This is a genomic window from Streptomyces diacarni (assembly GCF_003323715.1).
In the GTDB taxonomy this organism is placed as follows: Bacteria; Actinomycetota; Actinomycetes; order Streptomycetales; family Streptomycetaceae; genus Streptomyces; species Streptomyces diacarni.
Genome location: NZ_QOIN01000046.1, coordinates 490,285 through 511,222, shown reverse-complemented (window position 1 = coordinate 511,222; position 20,938 = coordinate 490,285). Strand labels below are relative to the sequence as shown.

16 protein-coding genes and 1 riboswitch are annotated in these 20,938 nt (G+C 72.4%); of the genes, 3 read left to right on the top strand and 13 right to left on the bottom strand.

Going from position 1 to position 20,938, the window contains the following annotated elements; all coding sequences use genetic code 11:
* Nucleotides 1-299 precede the first annotated feature (299 nt).
* A complete protein-coding gene (locus DTL70_RS19055) occupies nucleotides 300-965 on the bottom strand; it encodes an alpha-ketoglutarate-dependent dioxygenase AlkB family protein (protein WP_114023145.1) in 666 nt (221 codons plus the stop codon).
* A gap of 194 nt (nucleotides 966-1,159) precedes the next feature.
* Between DTL70_RS19055 and DTL70_RS19050 the strand changes: the two genes are divergently transcribed.
* Nucleotides 1,160-1,954, top strand: a complete 795-nt coding sequence (locus DTL70_RS19050; RefSeq protein WP_114023144.1) for a tyrosine-protein phosphatase — start codon at nucleotides 1,160-1,162, stop codon at nucleotides 1,952-1,954.
* A 64-nt stretch (nucleotides 1,955-2,018) separates the two neighbouring features.
* Nucleotides 2,019-2,213: riboswitch (cobalamin riboswitch) on the top strand.
* Between the two features lie 284 nt (nucleotides 2,214-2,497).
* Nucleotides 2,498-4,780 carry a 5-methyltetrahydropteroyltriglutamate--homocysteine S-methyltransferase gene (gene metE / locus DTL70_RS19045; protein ID WP_245979473.1) on the top strand — a complete coding sequence of 761 codons (2,283 nt, stop codon included), beginning with the start codon at nucleotides 2,498-2,500 and terminating at the stop codon, nucleotides 4,778-4,780.
* A gap of 57 nt (nucleotides 4,781-4,837) precedes the next feature.
* Here the strand turns inward: metE and DTL70_RS19040 are convergent, their stop codons facing one another.
* The 9 genes from DTL70_RS19040 to DTL70_RS19000 all read right to left on the bottom strand — a co-directional run bounded on the left by DTL70_RS19040 (nucleotide 4,838) and on the right by DTL70_RS19000 (nucleotide 15,740).
* Entirely contained in the window at nucleotides 4,838-6,220 is a 1,383-nt protein-coding gene (locus DTL70_RS19040; protein ID WP_114023142.1) for an aspartate aminotransferase family protein, read from the bottom strand.
* Nucleotides 6,221-6,341: 121 nt separating this feature from the next.
* The gene (gene hpnH, locus DTL70_RS19035; protein ID WP_114023141.1) at nucleotides 6,342-7,367 is read right to left on the bottom strand and encodes an adenosyl-hopene transferase HpnH; all 1,026 of its coding nucleotides are present in this window, start codon (nucleotides 7,365-7,367) and stop codon (nucleotides 6,342-6,344) included.
* Nucleotides 7,368-7,374: 7 nt separating this feature from the next.
* A complete protein-coding gene (locus DTL70_RS19030; protein ID WP_114023140.1) occupies nucleotides 7,375-8,049 on the bottom strand; it encodes a phosphorylase family protein in 675 nt (224 codons plus the stop codon).
* Entirely contained in the window at nucleotides 8,049-10,049 is a 2,001-nt protein-coding gene (gene shc, locus DTL70_RS19025; protein ID WP_114023139.1) for a squalene--hopene cyclase, read from the bottom strand. The genes DTL70_RS19030 and shc overlap by 1 nt, the downstream gene beginning before the upstream one ends.
* 54 nt (nucleotides 10,050-10,103) lie before the next feature.
* Complete coding sequence (locus DTL70_RS19020; protein WP_114023138.1) at nucleotides 10,104-11,294, bottom strand: polyprenyl synthetase family protein; 1,191 nt, start codon at nucleotides 11,292-11,294, stop codon at nucleotides 10,104-10,106.
* A complete protein-coding gene (gene hpnE, locus DTL70_RS19015) occupies nucleotides 11,281-12,738 on the bottom strand; it encodes a hydroxysqualene dehydroxylase HpnE (RefSeq protein WP_114023137.1) in 1,458 nt (485 codons plus the stop codon). The genes DTL70_RS19020 and hpnE overlap by 14 nt, the downstream gene beginning before the upstream one ends.
* A 102-nt stretch (nucleotides 12,739-12,840) precedes the next feature.
* A complete protein-coding gene (hpnD, locus tag DTL70_RS19010; protein WP_245979471.1) occupies nucleotides 12,841-13,737 on the bottom strand; it encodes a presqualene diphosphate synthase HpnD in 897 nt (298 codons plus the stop codon).
* 83 nt (nucleotides 13,738-13,820) lie between these two features.
* Nucleotides 13,821-14,804 carry a squalene synthase HpnC gene (gene hpnC, locus DTL70_RS19005; protein WP_114023136.1) on the bottom strand — a complete coding sequence of 328 codons (984 nt, stop codon included), beginning with the start codon at nucleotides 14,802-14,804 and terminating at the stop codon, nucleotides 13,821-13,823.
* 228 nt (nucleotides 14,805-15,032) lie between these two features.
* Nucleotides 15,033-15,740: a TetR/AcrR family transcriptional regulator gene (locus DTL70_RS19000; protein ID WP_245979460.1), complete on the bottom strand. Its 708-nt coding sequence runs from the start codon at nucleotides 15,738-15,740 to the stop codon at nucleotides 15,033-15,035.
* A 122-nt stretch (nucleotides 15,741-15,862) separates the two neighbouring features.
* Between DTL70_RS19000 and DTL70_RS18995 the strand changes: the two genes are divergently transcribed.
* Complete coding sequence (locus tag DTL70_RS18995; RefSeq protein ID WP_114023134.1) at nucleotides 15,863-18,103, top strand: MMPL family transporter; 2,241 nt, start codon at nucleotides 15,863-15,865, stop codon at nucleotides 18,101-18,103.
* Nucleotides 18,104-18,190: 87 nt separating this feature from the next.
* Here the strand turns inward: DTL70_RS18995 and DTL70_RS18990 are convergent, their stop codons facing one another.
* From DTL70_RS18990 to DTL70_RS18980, 3 genes are all read right to left on the bottom strand, one after another.
* Nucleotides 18,191-19,036 carry an ABC transporter ATP-binding protein gene (locus DTL70_RS18990; RefSeq protein WP_114023133.1) on the bottom strand — a complete coding sequence of 282 codons (846 nt, stop codon included), beginning with the start codon at nucleotides 19,034-19,036 and terminating at the stop codon, nucleotides 18,191-18,193.
* Nucleotides 19,023-19,964, bottom strand: a complete 942-nt coding sequence (locus DTL70_RS18985) for an ABC transporter permease (protein ID WP_114023132.1) — start codon at nucleotides 19,962-19,964, stop codon at nucleotides 19,023-19,025. Before DTL70_RS18985 ends, DTL70_RS18990 begins: the two co-directional genes overlap by 14 nt.
* Nucleotides 19,965-20,030: 66 nt before the next feature.
* Nucleotides 20,031-20,903 carry a glycosyltransferase family 2 protein gene (locus tag DTL70_RS18980; RefSeq protein WP_114023229.1) on the bottom strand — a complete coding sequence of 291 codons (873 nt, stop codon included), beginning with the start codon at nucleotides 20,901-20,903 and terminating at the stop codon, nucleotides 20,031-20,033.
* Nucleotides 20,904-20,938 lie beyond the last annotated feature (35 nt).

Genomic DNA, 20,938 nt, shown 5'->3' with positions numbered 1-20,938 from the left:
AGGCGGATGCGGATGCGGCCGCGGAGGCTGAGGCGACCAGTGAACCGGAAGCGGAGGTTCCTATTCCTGCGGAGGCCTGCACCGCGTTGCTCGGAGGTTCGACCATGGGGTCCTCGGGAAGTTGAGGTCAAGACGGTGTGAGGGAGGTGACGACGCCATGGTCACGCTAGCCCGCAGCCACGCCCCCGGCTGACCCGAACGGGGTATTCGCCAGGGTTCGCCAGCTCCCAAAGAGTGAACCCGCCCGGCTTCCGCTTGACAGGGCCGCGCGATGACTCACCATCCGCCCCCCCACCGGCTCAGTAGGCCCGCACGGTGACGTTGACCCGCCCGCGGAGCTCCAACGCGGGCGGCGCGGAGCCGGGTTCGGTGCGGGGCACCCCGTGGTGGGCCAGGCGCGCGGGCCCGCCGAAGACGAAGGCGTCGCCGCTGTGCAACCGCACGTCCCGCCACGGCCGGCCCCGCCCCTCGGTGTTCCCGAAGCGGAAGACGCAGGCGTCGCCGAGGCTGAAGGAGACGACGGGCGCGTCGGAGCGCTCGTCGCTGTCCCGGTGCATGCCCATCCTCGCGTCAGCGCCGTAGAAGTTGACGAGTGCGATGTCGTACGCGGCGGCGCGGGCCTCCGCCCCGAGGACGCCGTCGCCGGCCACCGCGGCCGCGTCGTCCACCGCGCGGCGCGCCCACTCCCCCAGCCACGCGGGGAAGGCCTTCACCCGCTCACCGCCGCCGTCCACGACGGTCTCCGCGTAGCCGTAGGGGTACCAGTGCCTCCCCAGGCTCAGCTGGCGCACCGACATCTCGCCGCCGCCGGGCATCCGCACCGTCCGCAGCCCGGCGGGCGGCAGTGCCCAGCGCCGGCAGGCCGCCAGCAGCTCTCCCTGCGCCCCGGCGTCCAGCCATCCCGGCAGGTGCACGGCGCCCGGCGCCATCTGAGCCGGTGGACGCGGAAACAGCTCCTCACTCACGGTGCGAGCGTACGGGGGCACCCGCGGTACGGGCGTAGGGGCGCTGACGGCGCGGGCGTACGGGGCGCTCACGGCGCGGGCGCGGCCCGCGCCCGCGCCCGTCGCGGGGGTCGCGCCGGCCGGAACTGATCGCCTCAGGCATCCATGTCGTATGGTCGAACGGACGGTCGTCTTACACGCTAGGGAGCGCACTCGTGACGCAGGAGTCCGCCGAGAAGGTGCTGGCCGGAGTACGGAACTTCCGGGACGTCGGAGGACTGCCCACAGCGGACGGGCGGCGGGTACGGCGCGGGGTCCTCTTCCGCAGCGGACATCTGGCCCACGCGACGCCCGAGGACGCCGCCTTCCTCGGCGGTCTGGCACTGCACACGGTCTTCGACTTCCGCAACGCCGCCGACCGGAAGCTCGACGGCCCCGACGTGATGCTGCCGGGCGTGCGCAACGTCAACATCCCGCTCTCGGACCCCGCCGACGGCGCGGAGTTCTGGAAGATGGTGCGCGACGGCGAGCTCGACCAGCTCCAGACCATCCTCGGCGACGGGCTGGGCGTCGAGCGGATGACGACCTCGTACCGCACCATGATCACCTCTCGGACCGCCGAGCACAGCCGGATCCTGCACGCGCTCGCCGAGGACAGCGTGCCCGCGCTGATGCACTGCGCGGCGGGCAAGGACCGCGCGGGGCTGTCGGTGGCGATCACGCTGCTGGCGCTCGGCGTCGACCGCGGCGCGATCGAGGCCGACTACCTCCTGTCCAACGACCCGCACCGGCGGTACAAGGTGCACCGCAGCGCCAAGTCGAAGGCCGGGATGTCGACGGAGGTGCTGGAGCTGCTGGCGCCCTTGTTCGACGCCCGCGCCGCGTACCTGCACGCGGCCTTCACCACCATCGACGAGACCTGGGGCGACGTGGAGACCTACCTGACCAAGGGGCTCGGTCTCACCGACCCGACCCGCACCCGTCTCAGGTCCAGGATGCTGGAGTCCTGAGCCGGGACGTCGGGCCACGGGGCCCCGCAGACACCTGCGGGCGAAGCCGCTAGGCTGGCCGGCGCAGCTGGTTCGCCCCGCCCGCCAGGCGGAGGCGTCGCAAGAGGGAACCCGGTGGGAATCCGGGACTGCCCCGCAGCGGTGAGTGGGAACGAGAGCCGTCATACGCACTGGATGGAACGGTCCGGGAAGCGACGGCCGGTAGGTGCCCGCCGGGAGTCCGGCAGGCGTGCCCGCGAGTCCGAAGACCTGCCCGCTGCCCGCACGCACACGCGTGCGGTTCTCCCGAGACCTCGAGGGCGGGTCGGAGAGCGGAGCAGTGCGGGCGGCGCCAATCCGTCCGCCCAGGCGGGCGCCCACGCGGCCCCGTCAGCGCCGCGCCCCTTCGCGTCGTCGCCCCGGTCCCGGGAGCGCTTCGGTCACCTCGCGAAGGAGAGTTGCGTGACAGCGACAGGTGCACACGCCGCGTCGGACCCCCAGGACGCCACGGACACCACCGGCACCACCGACACCACACCCCGGGCCTCCACGGCCCGCGCCACCGTGCACGGCTACCCGCGCCAAGGCCCGGGCCGTGAGCTGAAGAAGGCCATCGAGGGCTACTGGAGGGGCCGGGTCAGCGCCGAGGCCCTCCACACCACCGCGGCCGGGCTGCGCCGCGCCAACTGGCGGGCGATGGCCGAGGCCGGCCTCGACGAGCTGCCCACGGGTGACTTCTCGTACTACGACCACGTACTGGACACCACGGTCATGGTCGGCGCCGTACCCGAGAGGCACCGCGCCGCGGTCGAGGCCGACCCGTTGGACGGCTACTTCGCCATGGCCCGCGGTACGCAGGAGGCCGCGCCGCTGGAGATGACCAAGTGGTTCGACACCAACTACCACTACCTCGTGCCCGAGCTCGGCCCCGAGACGGTCTTCCGCGCCGACTCGGGCAAGCAGACCGGCGAGCTGAAGGAAGCCCTCGCCCTGGGGGTGGAGGCCCGCCCCGTCCTGGTGGGGCCCGTCACCTACCTGCTGCTCGCCAAGCCGGCGCCCGGCGCACCCGAGGACTTCGAGCCCCTGACCCTGCTGGAGCGGCTGCTGCCCGTCTACGCGGAGGTGCTGGCGGACCTGCGCGCCGCCGGGGCACGGTGGGTGCAGCTGGACGAGCCGGCGCTGGTGCCCGACCGCACCCACGGACAGCTGGCGGCCGCGGGCCGCGCCTACCGGGAGCTGGGCGGCCTCGCCGACCGGCCGCGGCTGCTGGTCGCCTCCTACTTCGACCGGCTCGAAGAAGCGCTGCCCGTGCTGGCCAAGACCCCCGTCGAAGGGCTGGCGCTCGACTTCACGGGACCCGCCGCCGCCAACCTCGACGCACTCGCCGCGGCCGGCGGGCTGCCCGGCAAGCGGCTGGTGGCGGGCGTCATCGACGGGCGCAACGTGTGGATCAACGACTACGCGCGGTCCATGACCACCCTGGGGACGCTGCTCGGGCTGGCCGACCGCGTGGACGTGGCACCGTCCTGCTCGCTGCTGCACGTCCCGCTGGACGCCGGGGCGGAGCGCGACATCGACCCGCAGGTCGCCCGCTGGCTGGCGTTCGCGGCGCAGAAGACCGCCGAGGCCGCCACCCTGGCACGCGGACTGTCCCAGGGCACCGGCGCCATCGGCGGCGAACTGGCCGCCAACCGGGCCGACCTGGCCTCGCGCGCCGCCTCGCCGCTCACTCACGACGCGGCGGTACGCGCCCGCACGGCGGCGGTCACCGAGGCCGACGCCCGCCGCTCGGCGCCGTACGCCCGGCGCACGGCCGCGCAGCGCACCCGTCTCGGCCTGCCGCCGCTGCCCACGACCACCATCGGCAGCTTCCCGCAGACCGGCGAGCTGCGCGCGGCCCGCGCCGATCTGCGCGCCGGGCGCATCGACGAGGCCGCGTACGAGCGGCGCATCGCGGCCGAGATCCGCGAGGTCGTCTCCTTCCAGGAGGAGGCCGGCCTGGACGTGCTGGTGCACGGCGAGCCGGAGCGCAACGACATGGTGCAGTACTTCGCCGAACGGCTGACCGGCTACCTGGCCACCCGGCACGGCTGGGTCCAGTCCTACGGCACCCGCTACGTGCGGCCCCCCATCTGCGCGGGTGACGTCTCCAGGCCGCAGCCGATGACGGTGCGCTGGACCCAGTACGCCCAGTCCCTCACCACGCGCCCGGTCAAGGGGATGCTGACGGGTCCTGTGACGATGCTCGCCTGGTCGTTCGTCCGCGACGACCAGCCCGCCGCCGAGACGGCCCGCCAGGTGGCGCTCGCGCTGCGCGACGAGGTGTGCGAGCTGGAGGCCGCGGGCACGGCCGTCATCCAGGTCGACGAGCCCGCGCTGCGCGAGACGCTGCCGTTGCGCGCCGCCGACCGGCCCGGCTACCTGGCGTGGGCCACCGAGGCGTTCCGCCTCACCACCAGCGGGGTGCGCGCGGACACGCAGATCCACACCCACATGTGCTACGCCGAGTTCGGCGACATCCTGCGGGCCATCGACGACCTCGACGCCGACGTGATCAGCCTGGAGGCCGCCCGCTCGCGCATGCAGGTCGCCGACGAGCTGGCCGCGCACCGCTACCCGCGCGAGGCGGGCCCCGGCGTGTACGACATCCACGCGCCGCGCGTCCCCGGCGCGGACGAGGTCGCGGCGCTGTTGCGCAAGGGGCTGACGGCGCTGCCCGCGGACCGGCTGTGGGTCAACCCCGACTGCGGGCTCAAGACGCGGGGCTGGCCCGAGGTGCGCGCCTCGCTGGCCAACCTCACCGCGGCGGCGCGGACGGTACGCGGGGAGCTGCCCGGAAGGGCGTGAGCGGCCCGGTCCGCGGGCTGTGCCGCCACCCGCGCGGGTGGCGGCACGGCCCGCGGGTCAGCGGGTCGCCAGCGCCTGTTTGATCAGGGTGCGCCCGAAGTCCCACATGAAGCCGCCGCCGCTGTGCGCGTCGTCCATGACCTGCGTGAAGGCGCTCACGAAACGGTCCACCTCGGCCTCGCCCACCACCAGCGGCGGGATCAGTTTGATGACCTCCAGGTGGTCGCCGGAGACCTGGGTGAGGATCCGGTGCCTGTGCAGCAGCGGGGCCACGACCATCTGGGCGAACAGGCCCTTGCGCGCCGTCTGGAGCATCGTCCAGCGGCTGCGCAGCCCCATCGACCTCGGTTTGCCGAACTCGATGCCGATCATCAGCCCGCGGCCGCGCACCTCGTGGAGCAGTTCGTACCGGTCGACGAGCGCGGCGAGCCGGGTGCGCAGCTCCTCGCCGGTGCGGCGGGCGTTCTCGGTGAGCCGCTCGTCGTCCATGACGGACAGGGTGGCGAGCCCGGCGGCCATGGCCTGGGCGTTGGACCCGAAGCTGGCGGAGTGGACCAGCACCCGGTCCATGGACGAGTAGACCTTCTTGAAGATCCACTCCTTGCCGAGTGTCGCCCCGACGGGCACGTACCCGCCGGACAGCGACTTGGCCACGCACACCAGGTCCGGGTCGACACCGTCCTCGTGCTGGTAGGCGAAGAAGTCGCCGGTGCGGCCCAGCCCGGTCTGCACCTCGTCCGCGATGAGCAGCGCCCCGTGCTTGTCGAGCAGCTCGCGGGCGGCGCGCAGGTATCCGGGCGGTGCCGCGTGCACGCCCTTGCCCTGGACGGGCTCGACCACCAGGGCTGCCACGTCCTTGGCGCGCAGCTCGCGCTCCAGGGCGTCCAGGTCGCCCAGCGGGACAGGGGTGTCCGGCAGCAGCGGTGCGAAGCCGTCGCGGAAGCCGTCCTCTCCGTTGACCGACAGCGAGCCGGTCGTCAGGCCGTGGAAGGCGTGCGCGCAGTACAGCACCCTGGGCCTGCCGGTGGCGTACCGGGCGAACTTCAGCGCGGTCTCGACGGCCTCGGTGCCGCTGTTGCCGAAGAAGACCCGGTCGAGTCCTGGGGCGTACGACAGCAGCTTCTCGGCCAGCAACCCGGGCAGCGGCTGGCAGTCGAACCTGGTGAGGTCGGCGAGCTGCGCGTCGAGCACGTCGTGCAGCGCCTGCCGTACGACGGGGTGGTGGCGGCCCAGCCCCATGACGCCGAACCCGGCGAGCATGTCGAGGTAGTCGTTGCCCTCGGCATCGTAGAAGTAGGCACCCTCGGCCCGCTCGTAGACCTTGTCGAAGCCGAGGGTGTGCAGCATGCGCGGCAACTGGTGGTTGAGATGGCGCGCGTGCAGGTCGTAGCGCTCGGCTCCGCGCCGGGCCAGCAGCTTCGCCAGGTCGAAGTCGCTCACGCAACGCTCCCCTCACCCGTGCGCGCGGCGCCGTCGATGGACTCCAGCAAGGACATGGCAGGCCCCCCTGCTCGAACGAGACAGTGCTCCAGTGGTTCCGTGTGGCGTGCGGCGGCAGGCGCTAGCGCGAGCCACTCGGTACGGCCGTCTCGCGGGCCGCGCGCAGCGACTCCTTGAGAGAGCCCATGGTGGCCAGCACGGCGGTCGGTTCGTAGCCGCAGTGCGCCATGCAGTTGGCGCAGCGCGGGTCCTTGCCGCGGCCGTACTTGTCCCAGTCGGTCTCCTCGACCAGTTCGCGGTAGGTGGGCACGTAGCCGTCGCTCATCAGGTAGCAGGGGCGCTGCCAGCCGAAGAGCGAGTAGTTGGGGATGGCCCACGCGGTGCAGTCGAAGTCGGCCTTGCCCTCCAGGAAGTCGAGGAAGAGCGGGCTGTGGTTGAGCCGCCAGCGGGCCCGGTTCCCTCCGGCGAACGCCTTCTTGAACAGCTCCCTGGTCTGCTCGACGCCCAGGAAGTGCTCCTGGTCGGGCGCCTTCTCGTAGGCGTAGGCGGGCGAGATCATCATCTCGTCCACCTCGATCTCGTCATTGAGGAAGTTCAGGACGTCGATGATGGTCTGCGGCGTGTCCGTGTTGAAGAAGGTGGAGTTCGTGGTGACGCGGAAGCCGCGCCGCTTGGCCTCCTTCATCGCCTCGACCGCCTCGTCGAAGACGCCCTCCTTGGCGACGGATTCGTCGTGCCGCTCACGCAGCCCGTCGATGTGCACGGCGAACGCGAAATACGGTGACGGCTTGAACTGGTCCATCTTCTTGCGCAGCAGCATGGCATTGGTGCAAAGGAAGACGTATTTGCGCTTGGCCACCAGCTGCCGCACGATCTCCCCGATCTGGGGGTGCATCAGCGGCTCGCCGCCCGCGATGGAGACCATCGGGGCCCCGGACTCCAGCACGGCCCCCACCGCCTGTGCCACCGGCATGCGCTGCTTGAGCACCCCGGCGGGGTGCTGGATCTTTCCGCAGCCCTCGCACTTGAGATTGCACGCGAAGAGCGGTTCGAGCTCCACGATGAGGGGGAATTTCTCACGCTTGCGCAGCTTCTGCTGGAACAAGTACGTCCCGATACGGACTGTCTGGCGGAGCGGCATGGCCATTTCTGGCTCACCTCCAGGGGAGCAGCAGGGATCGGTGCCATTCGAGGAATGCGGGCAGGACACCGCGAAGGACGCGGAATGCCGATATTCCACCCCGCAGTGTCCCGATGCGGATCAGTTCATGTCCGGGAGCGTCCACGACCACCCGTACAGCCGCAACCGGGCGCCGGGCCGTGCCCGCGGCGGCGGCGTCCAGGGTGGCGGCCGACTCCATGTCGGCGGCGATCGCTCCGGCGGTGTGCAGCGCGGTCCGTGCCTGGCCCCGCACCACGCGGTCGGTGCCCGCGAGGGTGCCCACGTGGACGGTGCGCCCGGTGGCGTGCCGGGCCAGCGCGGTGGCCAGCAGGTCGGTTCCGGCGCAGCGGGTGCGCCCCAGCTGGTCGCGGGTCTCCTCCGCGAGGACCAGGTCGCCGGGGCGCATGCCGGGTACCAGGCCCGCGCAGAAGCCGGTGGCCAGCACGGGCGTGGCGCCGGGCACCTGCTCGTCGGCGAGCGCTCTGGTCACGGCGCGGCGCGCGGCCTGCGCGCCCATTCCGCTGCGCAGCAGCGTCACGTCGGCGGCACGCGGCCCGCCGCCCGGTCGGCCGTCGCCCGGGCGCCCCAGGCCGCGGCGGAGCGCGAGGTGCTCGATGCCGAGCGCGCACGCGACCAGCAGCGGCTGAGGGGCTTCCGGGCTCGCCATCACGCGACCCGCCGCGCGAGGCGTTCCAGGCCGTCGCCGTGCAGGTAGCGGCCCAGCGCGGTGAGGGGGAAGACCATCCGGTAGAGGTGGTAGTTGATCGAGAAGTCCCACGGGAAGCCGGTGCCGGTGAAGTACGGCTCGTCCCAGTAGCCGTCCTCGCGCTGGGTCTCGGCCAGCCAGCCGATGCCGCGCTCGACGGCCTTGCCGTCCTTCTCGCCCGCCGCCAGCAGCGCCATCAGGGCCCACCCCGTCTGGGAGGCGGTGGAGGTGCCGTTGGCGGCCCATTCGGAGTCGATGTAGGAGCGCAGGTCCTCGCCCCAGCCGCCGTCCTCGTTCTGCACCTTCTCCAGCCAGCGCACCGCGCGCCGGATCGCCGGGTGCGAGGTGGGCAGCCCTGCGGTGACGAGGGCGGGGAGTACGGAGCCCGTGCCGTAGAGGTAGTTGACGCCCCAGCGTCCGAACCAGGAGCCGTCGGCCTCCTGTTCGGACAGCAGCCAGGCGAGGGCCTTGCGGGTGCGCGGGTCGTGCTGTTTGCCCTCGGCGGCCAGCATCTCCACCACGTGCGCTGTCACATCGGCGGACGGCGGGTCGATGACCTCGCCGAAGTCGCAGAAGGGCAGCCGGTTGGGGAACTTGCTGGTGTTGTCGACGTCGAAGGCGCCCCAGGCACCGTCGCGGGACTGCATGCCCAGATTCCAGCGCACCGCACGCGCGAGGGCCCGCTCGACCCGCTCGGGGTCGGGGTGTTGGATGCGGCGCAGGGCCAGGGCGACCTCGGCGGTGTCGTCGGTGTCCGGGTAGCTGTCGTTGTGGAACTCGAACGCCCAGCCGCCCGGTGTCAGTCCGGGGCGCCGCACCGACCAGTCGCCGGGCCGCACGACCTGCTCGCCCAGCATCCAGTCGGCGGCCTTGACCAGCGCGGGGTGGTCACGCGGCAGCCCCGCGTCGGCGAGCGCGATGGAGGCCAGGCAGGTGTCCCAGACCGGGGACTGGCAGGCCTCGACCATCCGGGTGTCCGCGTCGTGCCAGACGGCGAACCGGTCGAGGGAGGCAAGGCCCGCCTTCAGCACGGGGTGGTCGAGGTCGTAGCCGAGCAGGCGCAGCGCGATGACCGAGTAGACGGCGGGCGGCTGGATACCGCCCCAGCAGCCGTCGTTCTCCTGCCGCTCGATGATCCAGCGTGAGGCCTCCCTGAGGGCGGCGCGGCGCAGCCGGCGTGAGGCCACTTTGCGGTAGGCGTGCAGGGCGCGGTCGATGCGCTGGAAGGCGCCGTCCCAGGTGGTGGCGGGTGCCATCGTCGCGTCGGGGCGGGGGTGCGCCGGGTCGCGGTGGAGCTCGTCCAGGGCGAACGGCGCCGGGTGGACGGGGCGGAAGGCGCACACGACGGTGAGCGGCACGATGGTCTGGCGGGCCCAGCAGCCGAAGTCGTAGATGTTGAGCGGGAACCACTTCGGGAAGTAGATGATCTCCGGCGGCATCTCCGGGAGGTCCTCCCACCTCCACCAGCCGAAGAGGGCGAGCCAGATGCGGGTGAAGACCCTGCTGCGGGCCACTCCCCCCTTCTCGCGCACCCACGCCGCCGCGCGCGTCATGTGGGGGGCCTCGGCCTGGTCACCGGCCAGCCTGAGGGCGACGTAGGCCTCGATGGTGGCGGACAGGTCGCCTGGGCCGCCGTGGAAGGTGGCCCAGGTGCCGTCCTCGCGCTGCTGGGAGCGGATCCACCGGGCGGCGGCCGCGTACGTCGGCTCGTCGCGGATGCCGAGGAACTCGCGCAGCAGCAGGTCCTCGGCGTCCATGGTGACGTTGGTGTCCAGGTCCCCTTTCCACCAGCCGGCCTCGTCCTGGCGGGCGAGCAGGTGGTCGACGGCGCGGGCCGCGGTCCGCTCCGCCAGCGCCGTCACGCTCTCCTGCGCCGCGGGGGCGGCGGGGGGTGCGACGCGCGTGGTGTTCTTCGTTCCGGAGACGCCTGGGCCGGCGGGTCCGTCCGTCGTTGCGGTCATCCCTTTCTCCTTCCGAAGTGTCCGATCGCTCGGAGCCGTGTGGTGCCGGGGCACTCACCTCTGCCGTACGACGACGAAGTCGGCCAGCGCGACGAACTGCTCGCGCACCCGTCCCGGCATCTCGATGGAGTCGAGCGCCTGGATGGCCGTGGTGTGCTGGCGCTGGGCCTCCTGGGAGGTCCACTCGCGGCCTCCGGCCTCCTCGATGAGGGCGGCCCGCTCGGCGAACTCCGTCTCGTGGAAGTCCTCGAACTCGGCCTGGCTCTTGGCCGCGTCGGCCGACAGCAGCGTGGCGAGCCGGGTGGCGGCCGGGCCCCGGGAGCCGAGTGCGGCGGCCACCGGCAGCGACTTCTTGCGCTGCCGCAGGTCGCTCCAGGCCTGCTTGCCGGTGGCCTGGGGGTCGCCCCAGATGCCGAGCAGGTCGTCGACGGCCTGGAAGGCGAGGCCCAGGTGGTGGCCGTACGCCTCCAGTGCGTCCGCTGTGCGCTCGTCGGCGCCGCCCAGCACGGCGCCGACGGAGGCGGCGCAGGCCAGCAGCGCGCCGGTCTTGTTGCCCTCCATGTCCAGGCACTCCTCCACCGTGACGACGTCGCGGTGTTCGTAGGAGATGTCCTGCGCCTGCCCGTCGATGAGCTTGCGGGAGGCCGTGGTCAGCCTGCGGGTGGCCCGCCCCGCCTCCACCGTGCCCAGTTCGAGCAGTATCTCGCCGGCCAGCGCGAACAGCGCGTCGCCGACGAGGATGGCCTGGGCAGGGCCGTGCACCTTCCAGACCGTGTCGCGGTGGCGGCGCTGTTCGTCACCGTCCATCAGGTCGTCGTGCAGCAGGGAGAAGTTGTGCACCAGCTCCACGGCGACGGCGCCGGGGATGCCCACCTCGGGCGCCGCCGAGGCGGCTTCGGCGGACAGCAGCGCGAGAGCGGGCCGCACCGCCTTGCCGCCGGCCGACTCGGAGGGGCGGCCCGCGGCGTCGATCCAGCCGAAGTGGTAGGCGGCGACGGCGTCCATCGGCGGGGCCAGCCGTTCGATGGCCGCCCGCAGCACCGGCGTGCTGAGCGTACGTCCGCGCTCCAGCAGCGCGGCCACTGCCCTACTGCCGGTCTCCTCGCTCGTGGTGCCCTCGCCGTCGTCGTTCTCGGCGTTTGCGAGATGCGGCTTCGCCGGGATCACAGGGTCTCCTTGGTGCGGTGCTGTCGGGTCGGCCGGCCGGCCCTGGCTGGCGGTGCTTGCTGCGTCAGTGGTGCTCATGCGCTCTTCCTTCGATGCCGGGGACCGGTTCCCTCCCGTACGGGCGGCCCAGCGCGACGAGAGCCTCACGCGCGGCTTGCGCCCCGCTGCGGACGGCGCCTTCCATGGTCGCGGGCCAGCCGGTCGCGGTCCATGCGCCGGCGAGGTAGAGGCCCGGGGACGCGGTGCGCGCGCCGGGGCGCAGGCGCCCGACCCCGGGCGTCGGTGCGAACGTGGCGGTGCGCTCCCTGGTGACGAAGAAGTCGCGCACTCCGGCGTCCCGCGCGGCGGGCAGCAGCCGCTCCAGCTCGGGCAGGTAGCGCTCGCGCAGGGTGGCGACCGGCAGGTCGATCTCCTCGTGCGCGACGGACTGGGACAGCGCCAGGTACTGCCCGCCGCCGGTGAGCCCGGAGGCGCTGGTGCGGTCGAAGACCCACTGCACGGGGGTGCCGAGCGCGGTGAAGAAGGGGCGGCGCAGCACCTTGCGGTCGTAGACGACGTGCACGTTGAGGATGGGCGCGGTGCCGATGTCCAGCAGTCTGCCCGGGTCGGCGAGGGCGCCGGGGGGCAGCATCCTGTGCGCCTCCCGCTGCGGTACGGCGAAGACCACTGTGTCGGCGGTCAGCTCCGTGGTCCCTTCGGCCGCCTGCTCGACCGTCACCCGCCAGCGCCCGTCCTCGGTCCGGGTGACGGCGCGTGCCCGGGTGCGCAGCAGCGTGCGGGCCCCCGCGTCGTCGAGGGCGGCGCGGGCGAGGACGTCGTGGATGTCGCCGAGCGGCACGTGGGCCCAGCCGATGTCGGCGGCGCCAGGGTCGCTGAGCAGTCCGGTGCGGAAGACCTTGGCGGCCAGCCCCATGGAGGCGTGCGGGGCGCGGGCGTTGAGGGTGGCGGTGCCCACCAGGTCCCACAGCGCCTCGATGGCGCGCGGCGACTGTCCGTGCCGGTGCAGCCAGGTGGCGAAGTCGAGGGCGTCGAGCGCGGGGTCGGCCGGGTCGAGGTTCCCCAGGGCGAGCGCGGCGCGGGCGACGGAGGCGCGTTCGACCGCGGACAGGTGCGGGTAGGTGCTCAGGCTCGCCGCCAGGTGCAGCGGTACGGGCAGCCCGGTGCGCCGCAGGCGGCCCAGCCGGGGCCGCCTGCCGCCGACGTCCAGCACGGGGACGTCGAGCCGGTCCTGGAGCGGGGCGAGCCCGGCGGCGCCGACGCGCTCCAGGAACCAGCTATAGGCGGTGCAGCAGCGCAGGTAGACGTGCTGGCCGTTGTCGACGTTCAGCGGCCCCGCGGCGGAGTCGCGGCGGAAGGAGAAGACGAGTCCGCCGAGCCGGGGCCTGGTCTCCACCAAGGTGGTCTCAAGGCCCGCTTCGGCCAGTCTCAGCGCGGCTGTCGTGCCGGCGATGCCGCCGCCGAGCACCACGGCTCGCCGGGGGCCGGCGGGACGGTCACCGGACGGTGTGTCGTCCGCTGTCATGGACGCTCCTCCCCTCGGACCGGCTGCCGGGTGCCGCCGTCCGCGCCCGCTGGGACGCCGCATCCGGGCGGCGGGTTGCGCCGCGCCGCGTGGTGGCGGCCATCAGGCGCTCCGCCGGGAGGCCTGCCGGGCGTCGAGTCCTGAGAGGCCGCGCACCGCCACGTAGGCCTTCTCCCGTCCCGGCAGGGAGACGCGGCCGCGCAGGACGGCCGCGGGGTCGGCCGCGATGCGGTCCAGCAGGCGGTGGTAGATCCCGGCCATGGCGGCGACGCAGGCGCCGGAGCGCCGGTCGAGCATGGGCAGCAGCCGGTACCCCTCGGTGAACAGTGCCCGTGCGCGACGCACCTCGAAGTGCACCAGTCCGGTGAAGTCGGCGCCGTCCGGCACCGCAGTGCTCTTGAATCCCGCGGCACAGCCAAATTTCTCGAGGTCCTCCGAGGGAAGGTACGTACGCCCGCCCTCCGCGTCTTCCCGAACGTCCCTGAGAATATTGGTGAGTTGGAGAGCCAGCCCCAGGGTGTCGGCGTATTCGGGGGCGCGGGCCGCATCCCGCGCGCCGGGCACCGTGCCGAAGACGCCCAGCGAGAGCCGTCCGACGGCCCCTGCCACGCAGCGGCAGTAGACCTTCAGCTCGTCCCACGTCTCGTACGTGGCGCCGGTGACGTCCATCAGGACGCCGTCGATCAGTTCGTCCAACGCGTCGAGCGGGAGGGGGAAGCGGTCGGCGGCGTGGCTGAGCGCGACGGCGACCGGATCGGTGTCGTCGTCGCGGATCTGGCGGTCCTTGACCAGGGCGAGCAGGTCCCGGGTGCGCTCCAGGCGCTCGCGCTTGGCCTCGGCGGGCAGGTCGCCGTCGCCGATGTCGTCCACGCGCCGGGAGAAGGCGTACAGCGCGGACATGGCCTGCCGCTTGGGCCCGGGCAGCAGCCTGATGCCGTAGGCGAAGTTGCGGGCCTGCGCTCCCGTGACGGCCTCGCAGTAGCGGTAGGCGGCGCTCACGGGACCCGGAAGCTGTTGCGCGGACCCGGCCTCCGTGGCCCGGCCCGCTCTGGCGGTCTTCGCTGTCTTTCCCACCGTCCCGGTCACCCCTCTCCTCGCAGACTCGCCCAGGACTCGCGCAGCACGCTCGCGGCGCCCGCCTTGGGAGCCCCTGCCAGTACGTCGTACCGCGCGGCCCGCAGCGCCCCGGCCGCCGCCCTGCCGCCGCCGGTGAACCCGGCGAGCAGCAGCCTGAGCCTGCCGTGGACGCTGCGCACCAGCGGCGTGCCCTCGTCCAGCAGGCCCAGCGCCCGGTCGGCCTCGAAGGCGACCAGGGCGCGGACCGAGGCGTTGGCGGTGGGGGCCGCCAGGTCCGACTCGCTGACGCGGAAGCGGTCCATGTCCTCGGCCGGCAGGTAGATCCGGTCGCGGGCCAGGTCCTCGGCGACGTCCTGGAGGTGCTCGACGATCTGCAGCCCGGTGCAGACCGCGTCGGAGCGGCGGACCCGCTCGGGCGTCGAGGTGCCGGTGATCGCCAGGACGAGGTGCCCGACGGGGTTGGCCGACAGTTCGCAGTAGGCCAGCAGTTCGCCCCAGGTGGCGTAGCGCCGGACCTTCTGGTCCTGCCGGTTGGCCTCGACCAGGGCGAGGAACGGCTCGGGGGTCAGGCCCCTGCGGCGCACCGTGGGCACCAGGGCGCGCAGCAGCGGGTGGCCGGGCTCGCGCGCCGCGGCGGCGGAGCCCGTACGGCCGGTGGGGCCCGTACGGCCGGTGGGGCCCGTACGGCCGGTGGGGCCGGCGCCTCCTGCGGTGCCCTCGAAGACGCGGTGCAGGTCGGATTCGAACGCGTCGAGCATGGCGAGCGGGTCGCCCGCCTGTTCGGGTGCCAGGCCGAGGGCGACGGCGTGCTCGGCCCCGAAGGTCAGGTCGCTGTCGCCGATGTCGTCGACCAGGCGGGCGAATCCGTAGACGGCCATCAGGTCGTCACGCCACTCGCGGGGGAGGAAGCGCGGCGCCACCGGGAAGTTCTCCGCCCTGGCCTTGGAGAGCACCGCGCTCGCGTGCGCGTCCTCCTCCGCGGTCACCACGTACTGCCCATGGCCATTGCCGTCACATCTCCGTTTCTACACCGCCGCGCCAGAACATCCTATTTCGGACACGCCGCACGCGCTGGCCTGCGGAAGCGGCCCGTGGCACACCTCGCCCAGGACCGACTCGCCCGACTTACCGCGCATCAGCACCGAAACAGCTTACGCCGTACATCAATCCCCCGTGCGGTGGGTCACCATCCCGGGTCCGACATTCGTGATCACCCGTCAGGAGGACATCAAACCGGCCAGGATGTCGGTCAGAACGCGGTCGACGACGTAGGAGGACTCCTCGTCCGTCAGGGTGCCGAGCGGGCCGTCGAGGAAGAGCATGGCCACCCCGTGCACCATGGCCCAGGCGCTCAGCTCGGCCCCGGGGCGGCGCTCGGGCGTGATCAGACCGGCGGCGACGGCGTCGTCCAGCGTCTCGGTGAGCAGTTCGAAGGAGCGGGTCTCCCAGCCGGGCTGCTCCCCCTCCACGTCGGCCAGACCCCCTTCCTCGGTGAGGCCGACGGCGCCGAGGGCCTTGCGGCAGAAGGCCGTGCGGTAGAGGCCGGGCTCCTCCCGGGCGAAGCGCACGTAGCCGCGTCCGAGCTCCATCATGCGGTCCGTGACCGTCCGGGGCCCCACGTCCTCGCTCGCGCGGCCCACCGCCTCCATGCAGGCGACGAGGCGCTGCTGGCCGTACTCCTTGACCGCGCCCAGCAGATCGCCCTGGCCCTCGAAGTGGCGGTAGGCGGCCGTGGCGGAGACGCCGACCTTGCGGGCGGCGGCGCGCAGCACCACGGCGTCCGGACCGCCTTCGGCAGCCAGTTCGATGGCGGCTCGGATCAACGCGTTGCGCAGGTCGCCGTGGTGGTAGCGGCCCTCTTTGCCACCGCTCGCCCTGGTTTCACCGGGGGCCGTCCGCCCCCTCGCTGCACTGTTCGCCTCCATGGCCTCCATCCTGCCCGATGTTGACGGCCGTAACATTCGCCGCCATCATCATGTTGACGGCGTAAACATCCTGCGGGGCCGCCGCCCGCCTTCGCACTGCCACATCCACCGGGGGGAACCACGTGCTCGACCGCACAGCCGACTTCACCTACCGCAGGGCGCGCACCGTGCTCCTGCTCGCCCTGCTGGCGGTGGTGGCGCTCGCCGCCGTCGGCTTCGGCGCCTTCGGCAAGCTGAAGGGCGGCGGATTCGACGATCCCGCCTCGCCCTCCTCACGGGCCGCCGCACTGATCGAGGAGAAGTTCGGCGGAGAGAACAATCTCGTCCTGCTCGTCTCCGCCCAGGACGGCGACCTGGACGCCCCCGCCGTCGAACGGGCCGGGGAAAAGCTGACACGCGGCCTGCGCGCCGAGCCGGGCGTCTCCCAGGTGACCTCCTACTGGGCTCCGGGAGGCTCGGCGCTCACCTCACGCGACGGCGACCGCGCCCTCGTGCTGGCCCACATGGACGACGCCGACACCGAGCGGATCACCGAGGTGACCGGCCAGTGGACCGGCGAGAAGGGCCCGGTCAGCGTCCAGGCGGGCGGCCCTGCCGCACTGAACGGCGACATCACCGCGCAGGTCTCCGGGGACCTCGCGCTGGCCGAGGCCATCGCCGTCCCCGTGACGCTCGTGCTGCTGATCATCGCCTTCGGCAGCGTCGTCGCGGCCCTGCTGCCCCTGGCCATCGGGGTCGTGGCCATCCTGGGCACCTTCGCCGAGCTCTACGTCCTCGGCAGCGTCACCGACGTCTCCGTCTTCGCCGTCAACCTGACCACGGCGCTCGGTCTGGGTCTTGGCATCGACTACGGACTGCTGCTGGTCAGCCGCTTCCGCGAACGGCTCGGCGCAGGTGATGAGACGGCGCGGGCGCTGCGCACGACCGTGCGCACGGCGGGGCGCACCATCCTCTTCTCGGCCGCCACCGTGGTCGCCGCACTGGCCGCACTGCTGCTCTTCCCCCCGTTCTTCCTGCGCTCCTTCGCGTACGCGGGCATCGGGGTGGTGGCCATCGCCGCACTGGCCGCACTGCTGATCGTCCCCGCCCTGCTCGCGGTGCTCGGAGAGCGGGTCAACAAGGGGCGGCTGCCCTGGGCCGACGCGGTGCGCCGCCCCGAGGCCCCGCTGTGGCGGAAGATGGCGACCACCGTCATGCGGCGGCCGGCGCTGACGGCCCTGCCGGTGCTGGCCGTCCTGCTGCTGGCCGCGAGCCCGCTGCTGGGTGCCACGTTCGGCTCCCCCGACGAGCGGGTGCTGCCCGAGTCCGCCGAGAGCCGCCAGGTCTCCACGGTGCTCCAGCAGGACTTCGCGGGCAACGACGCCGCGAGCATCGCCCTGGTCTCCGAGGAGAGCGCCCCACAGCGGGCCGTCGCCCGGTACGCCGCCGACGTCTCGCGGCTGGAGGGCGTCGTCCGCGTCCGGTCCGCCACCGGCACCTGGGCCGCGGGGCACGCCGTACGGAAGCCGGACGCCTCGGCCGCCGCCTTCGAACGCGACGGTGTCCACCGGCTGACCGTCACCACGAAGACCACCCCCGCCTCGGACGCGGCCGCAGAACTCGTCCGCGACCTCCGCGCCATGCCGGGGCCCGACGGTGTCCGCGTACTCGTCGGCGGCCAGGACGCGGCGCTCATCGACTCCAAGACCGCCATCGCCGACAAGCTGCCCGCGGCCGTGCTGTGGGTCCTCGGCTCGACGTTCGTACTGCTGTTCCTCTTCACCGGCAGCGTCGTCCAGCCGCTGCGGGCCCTGGTGCTGAACGCGATCAGCCTGACGGCGGCCATCGGCGCCATGGTCTGGGTCTTCCAGGACGGCCACCTGTCCTCGGTGCTGGGCTTCACCGCGATGCCGATGGACACCTCGATGACGGTTTTGATGTTCTGCATCGTCTTCGGGCTGTCCATGGACTACGAGGTCTTCGTGACCAGCCGCATCAAGGAACTGCACGACGCGGGCACCGACGACCGTGAGGCCGTGGCCGGCGGCCTCTCCCGTACCGGACGCATCGTCACCATGGCGGCGGGACTGCTGGCGGTCAGCTTCTTCGCCTTCGCCACCAGCCAGATCTCGTTCCTGCAGATGTTCGGCCTCGGCAGCGGGCTCGCCATCCTGATCGACGCCGTCGCGGTGCGCGGCGTACTCGTGCCGGCCGCCATGCGGCTGCTGGGCCGCACCTCCTGGTACGCGCCCCGACCGCTGCGGCGGCTGCACGCCAGGGTCGGGCTGAGCGAGTCGGACCCCGGCAAGGCGACCGAGGACGCGTCCGCAACCGCCGACAACGACAGCGGCAAGGACAAGGAACCGGTGCACTCGGGCGTGTGAACCGGCTCCGCCGAACGGCGAGTGGCCCGCGCCCCCACCGGGGGGGGCGCGGGCCACTCGCCGTTCACGGCACCGCGTGGGAGCGGGCTACTTGCTGGTGAACTTCTCGTACTCCTTGAGGACCTCGTCGGTGGGCCCGTCCAGGAGCAGCTCACCCTTCTCCAGCCACAGCACCCGCTCGCAGGTGTCGCGGATGGACTTGTTGTTGTGGCTGACGAGGAAGACCGTGCCGGCCTCCTTGCGCAGCTCGCGGATGCGGGCCTCGGAGCGCTTCTGAAACTTCTTGTCGCCGGTGGCCAGCGCCTCGTCGATCATGAGGACGTCGTGGTTCTTGGCCGCGGCGATCGAGAAGCGCAGCCGGGCCGCCATGCCCGAGGAGTAGGTGCGCATCGGCAGGGTGATGAAGTCGCCCTTCTCGTTGATGCCGGAGAAGTCGACGATCCCCTGGTAGCGGCGGGCCACCTCCTCGCGGGACATGCCCATGGCCAGGCCGCCGAGGATGACATTCCGCTCGCCCGTCAGGTCGTTCATCATCGCCGCGTTCACGCCCAGCAGCGAGGGCTGGCCGTCGGTGTAGACGCGGCCCCGCTCGGCCGGCAGCAACCCGGCGACCGCCTTCAGCAGCGTCGACTTGCCGGAACCGTTGGAGCCGATCAGGCCGATGGCCTGGCCGCGGTAGGCGGTGAAGCTGACGCCCCGCACCGCGTGCACCTCGCGCATACCGCCACCCGGCTTGCGGCGGATGATCCGGTTGAGCGCCGCGGTCGCGCTGCCCCTGCCCTTGGCGCCGCCGTAGACGCGGTAGACGATGTGCAGATCCTCGGCGACCACGGTCGGCACCCACGGGGCCGGGGTCCGCTCGGCCTGGGCCTCGGTCTTCGTACCGGACTGGGCGGTCGCTCCGCTGCGCTCGGTTTGCTCAGCCACGGCCATAACGCTCCTCCGCCTTCCAGAAGAAAACAAATCCGCCGATGCCGAACACAACCGCCCAGAAGACGGCGAGCGGCCAGGCCAGCGGCGACATGTCCGAAACCCCGTACTCGTCGATCAGCGCGTACCGCATCAGGTCCATGTAGACCGTGGCCGGGTTGCCCTGCATCACGTCGACCAGCCAGTCGGGCGCGTTGTGCTTGGTGAGCATGTACGGCAGGGAGAACATCACGCCGGAGGCGTACAGCCAGGTGCGGGTGATGAACGGCATCAGCTGCGCCAGGTCGGGGGTCTTGCTGCCCAGCCGCGCCATGATCAGCGCGAGCCCGGTGTTGAAGACGAACTGGCAGGCCAGGACCGGGACGATCATCAGCCACGAGAAGCCGGGCAGCTCACGGAAGCCGAGCAGGATGACGACCAGGACGATCATCGAGAACAGCAGCTGCTGGAGCTGCTGGAGCGAGATCGAGATGGGCAGCGAGGCCCGCGGGAAGTGCAGCGCCCGCACCAGCCCCAGGTTCGAGGAGATCGCCCGCACCCCGTTGAGCACCGAGGTCTGGGTGAAGGTGAAGACGAACACCCCGGTGACCAGGAACGGGATGTAGCGGTTCTGCCCGCCGGGGATCCCCTCGCGGCCGCCCATGATGATGCCGAAGATGAGGAAGTAGACCGCCGCGTTGAGCAGCGGGGTGGCGACCTGCCACAGCTGGCCCAGCTTGGCCTGGCTGTACTGCGCCGTCAGCTTCGCCCGGGAGAAGGCGAGGATGAAGTGCCGCCGCGCCCACAGCTGCCGCACGTACTCGGGCAGCGTAGGGCGCGCCCCGCTCACCGACAGGCCGTACTTGGCCGCGAGTTCGGCCGAGGTCAGACCGTCGTCCGGTGACGGCGGGGGCGTCACACCGACGGCACTGTCGTGGGTTGTCTCGCTCACGATGGAAACTTTCGTCCTCACACTGCGCAGGTGTTTGGGAGCCGATGCTCTCAAAGGGAGAGCTTGTCAGATCACGGGCGGGCGTCCGAGCCGCGTCAGACGCCATACCGTACGCCACCGCATGGGGCGGCGGGGGCCCGCGGGTGTCGTCCAGCCCTCCTTGAATCCGCCCAGCCACGCCTTCAACGCCGGCATGGAGGGGCGGCGGGCCAACGTCAGCAGCAGCCAGACGCCGAGGTAGACGGGGACGAGGAGGGCCGGAAGGTTGCGGCGGGCGAGCCAGACCCGGTTGCGGGCCACCATGCGGTGGTAGACCGCGTGCCTGCTGGGCGCCGTGGTGGGGTGGTGCAGCACCATGTCGGCGCGGTACTCGATGCCCCAGCCCGCGTCCAGCGCGCGCCAGGCCAGGTCGGTCTCCTCGTGGGCGTAGAAGAACTCGTCGGGGAGACCGCCGACTTGGGCCAGCACGCTGGTGCGTGCGGCGTTGGCGCCGCCGAGGAAGGTGGTCACCTTCGAGGAGCGCATCGGTTCTGAGGCCCGCAGCCGGGGCACGTGGCGGCGCTGGGTCACGCCGGTGTCCGGGTCGGCGATGCGGAAGCTGATGATGCCGAGACTCGGATCGGCCGCGAAGGCCTCGCGCACCAGTTCGGCCGTATCGGGCGAAGGAAGCAGCCCGTCGTCGTCCAGGAAGAGCAGCGCGTCCACCTCGCGGCCCGCGGGCCCGAACGCCTCGATGCCGACGTTGCGGCCCCCGGGGATCCCGAGGTTCTCCTCCAGCTCGACCGTGCGGACGCCTTCGGGCAGGTCGGGCAGCGGCGCGCCGTTGCCGACGACCACGACCTCGATCCTCTCGCCCTTCTGCCCGGCCACCGAGTCGAGCAGCGCGCGCAGCTCCTCGGGGCGGTTGCCCATGGTCAGCACCACGGCGCCCAGTCGCATCGTCGCTGTGCCCTTGCCGTCCCGGCTGCCCCGAC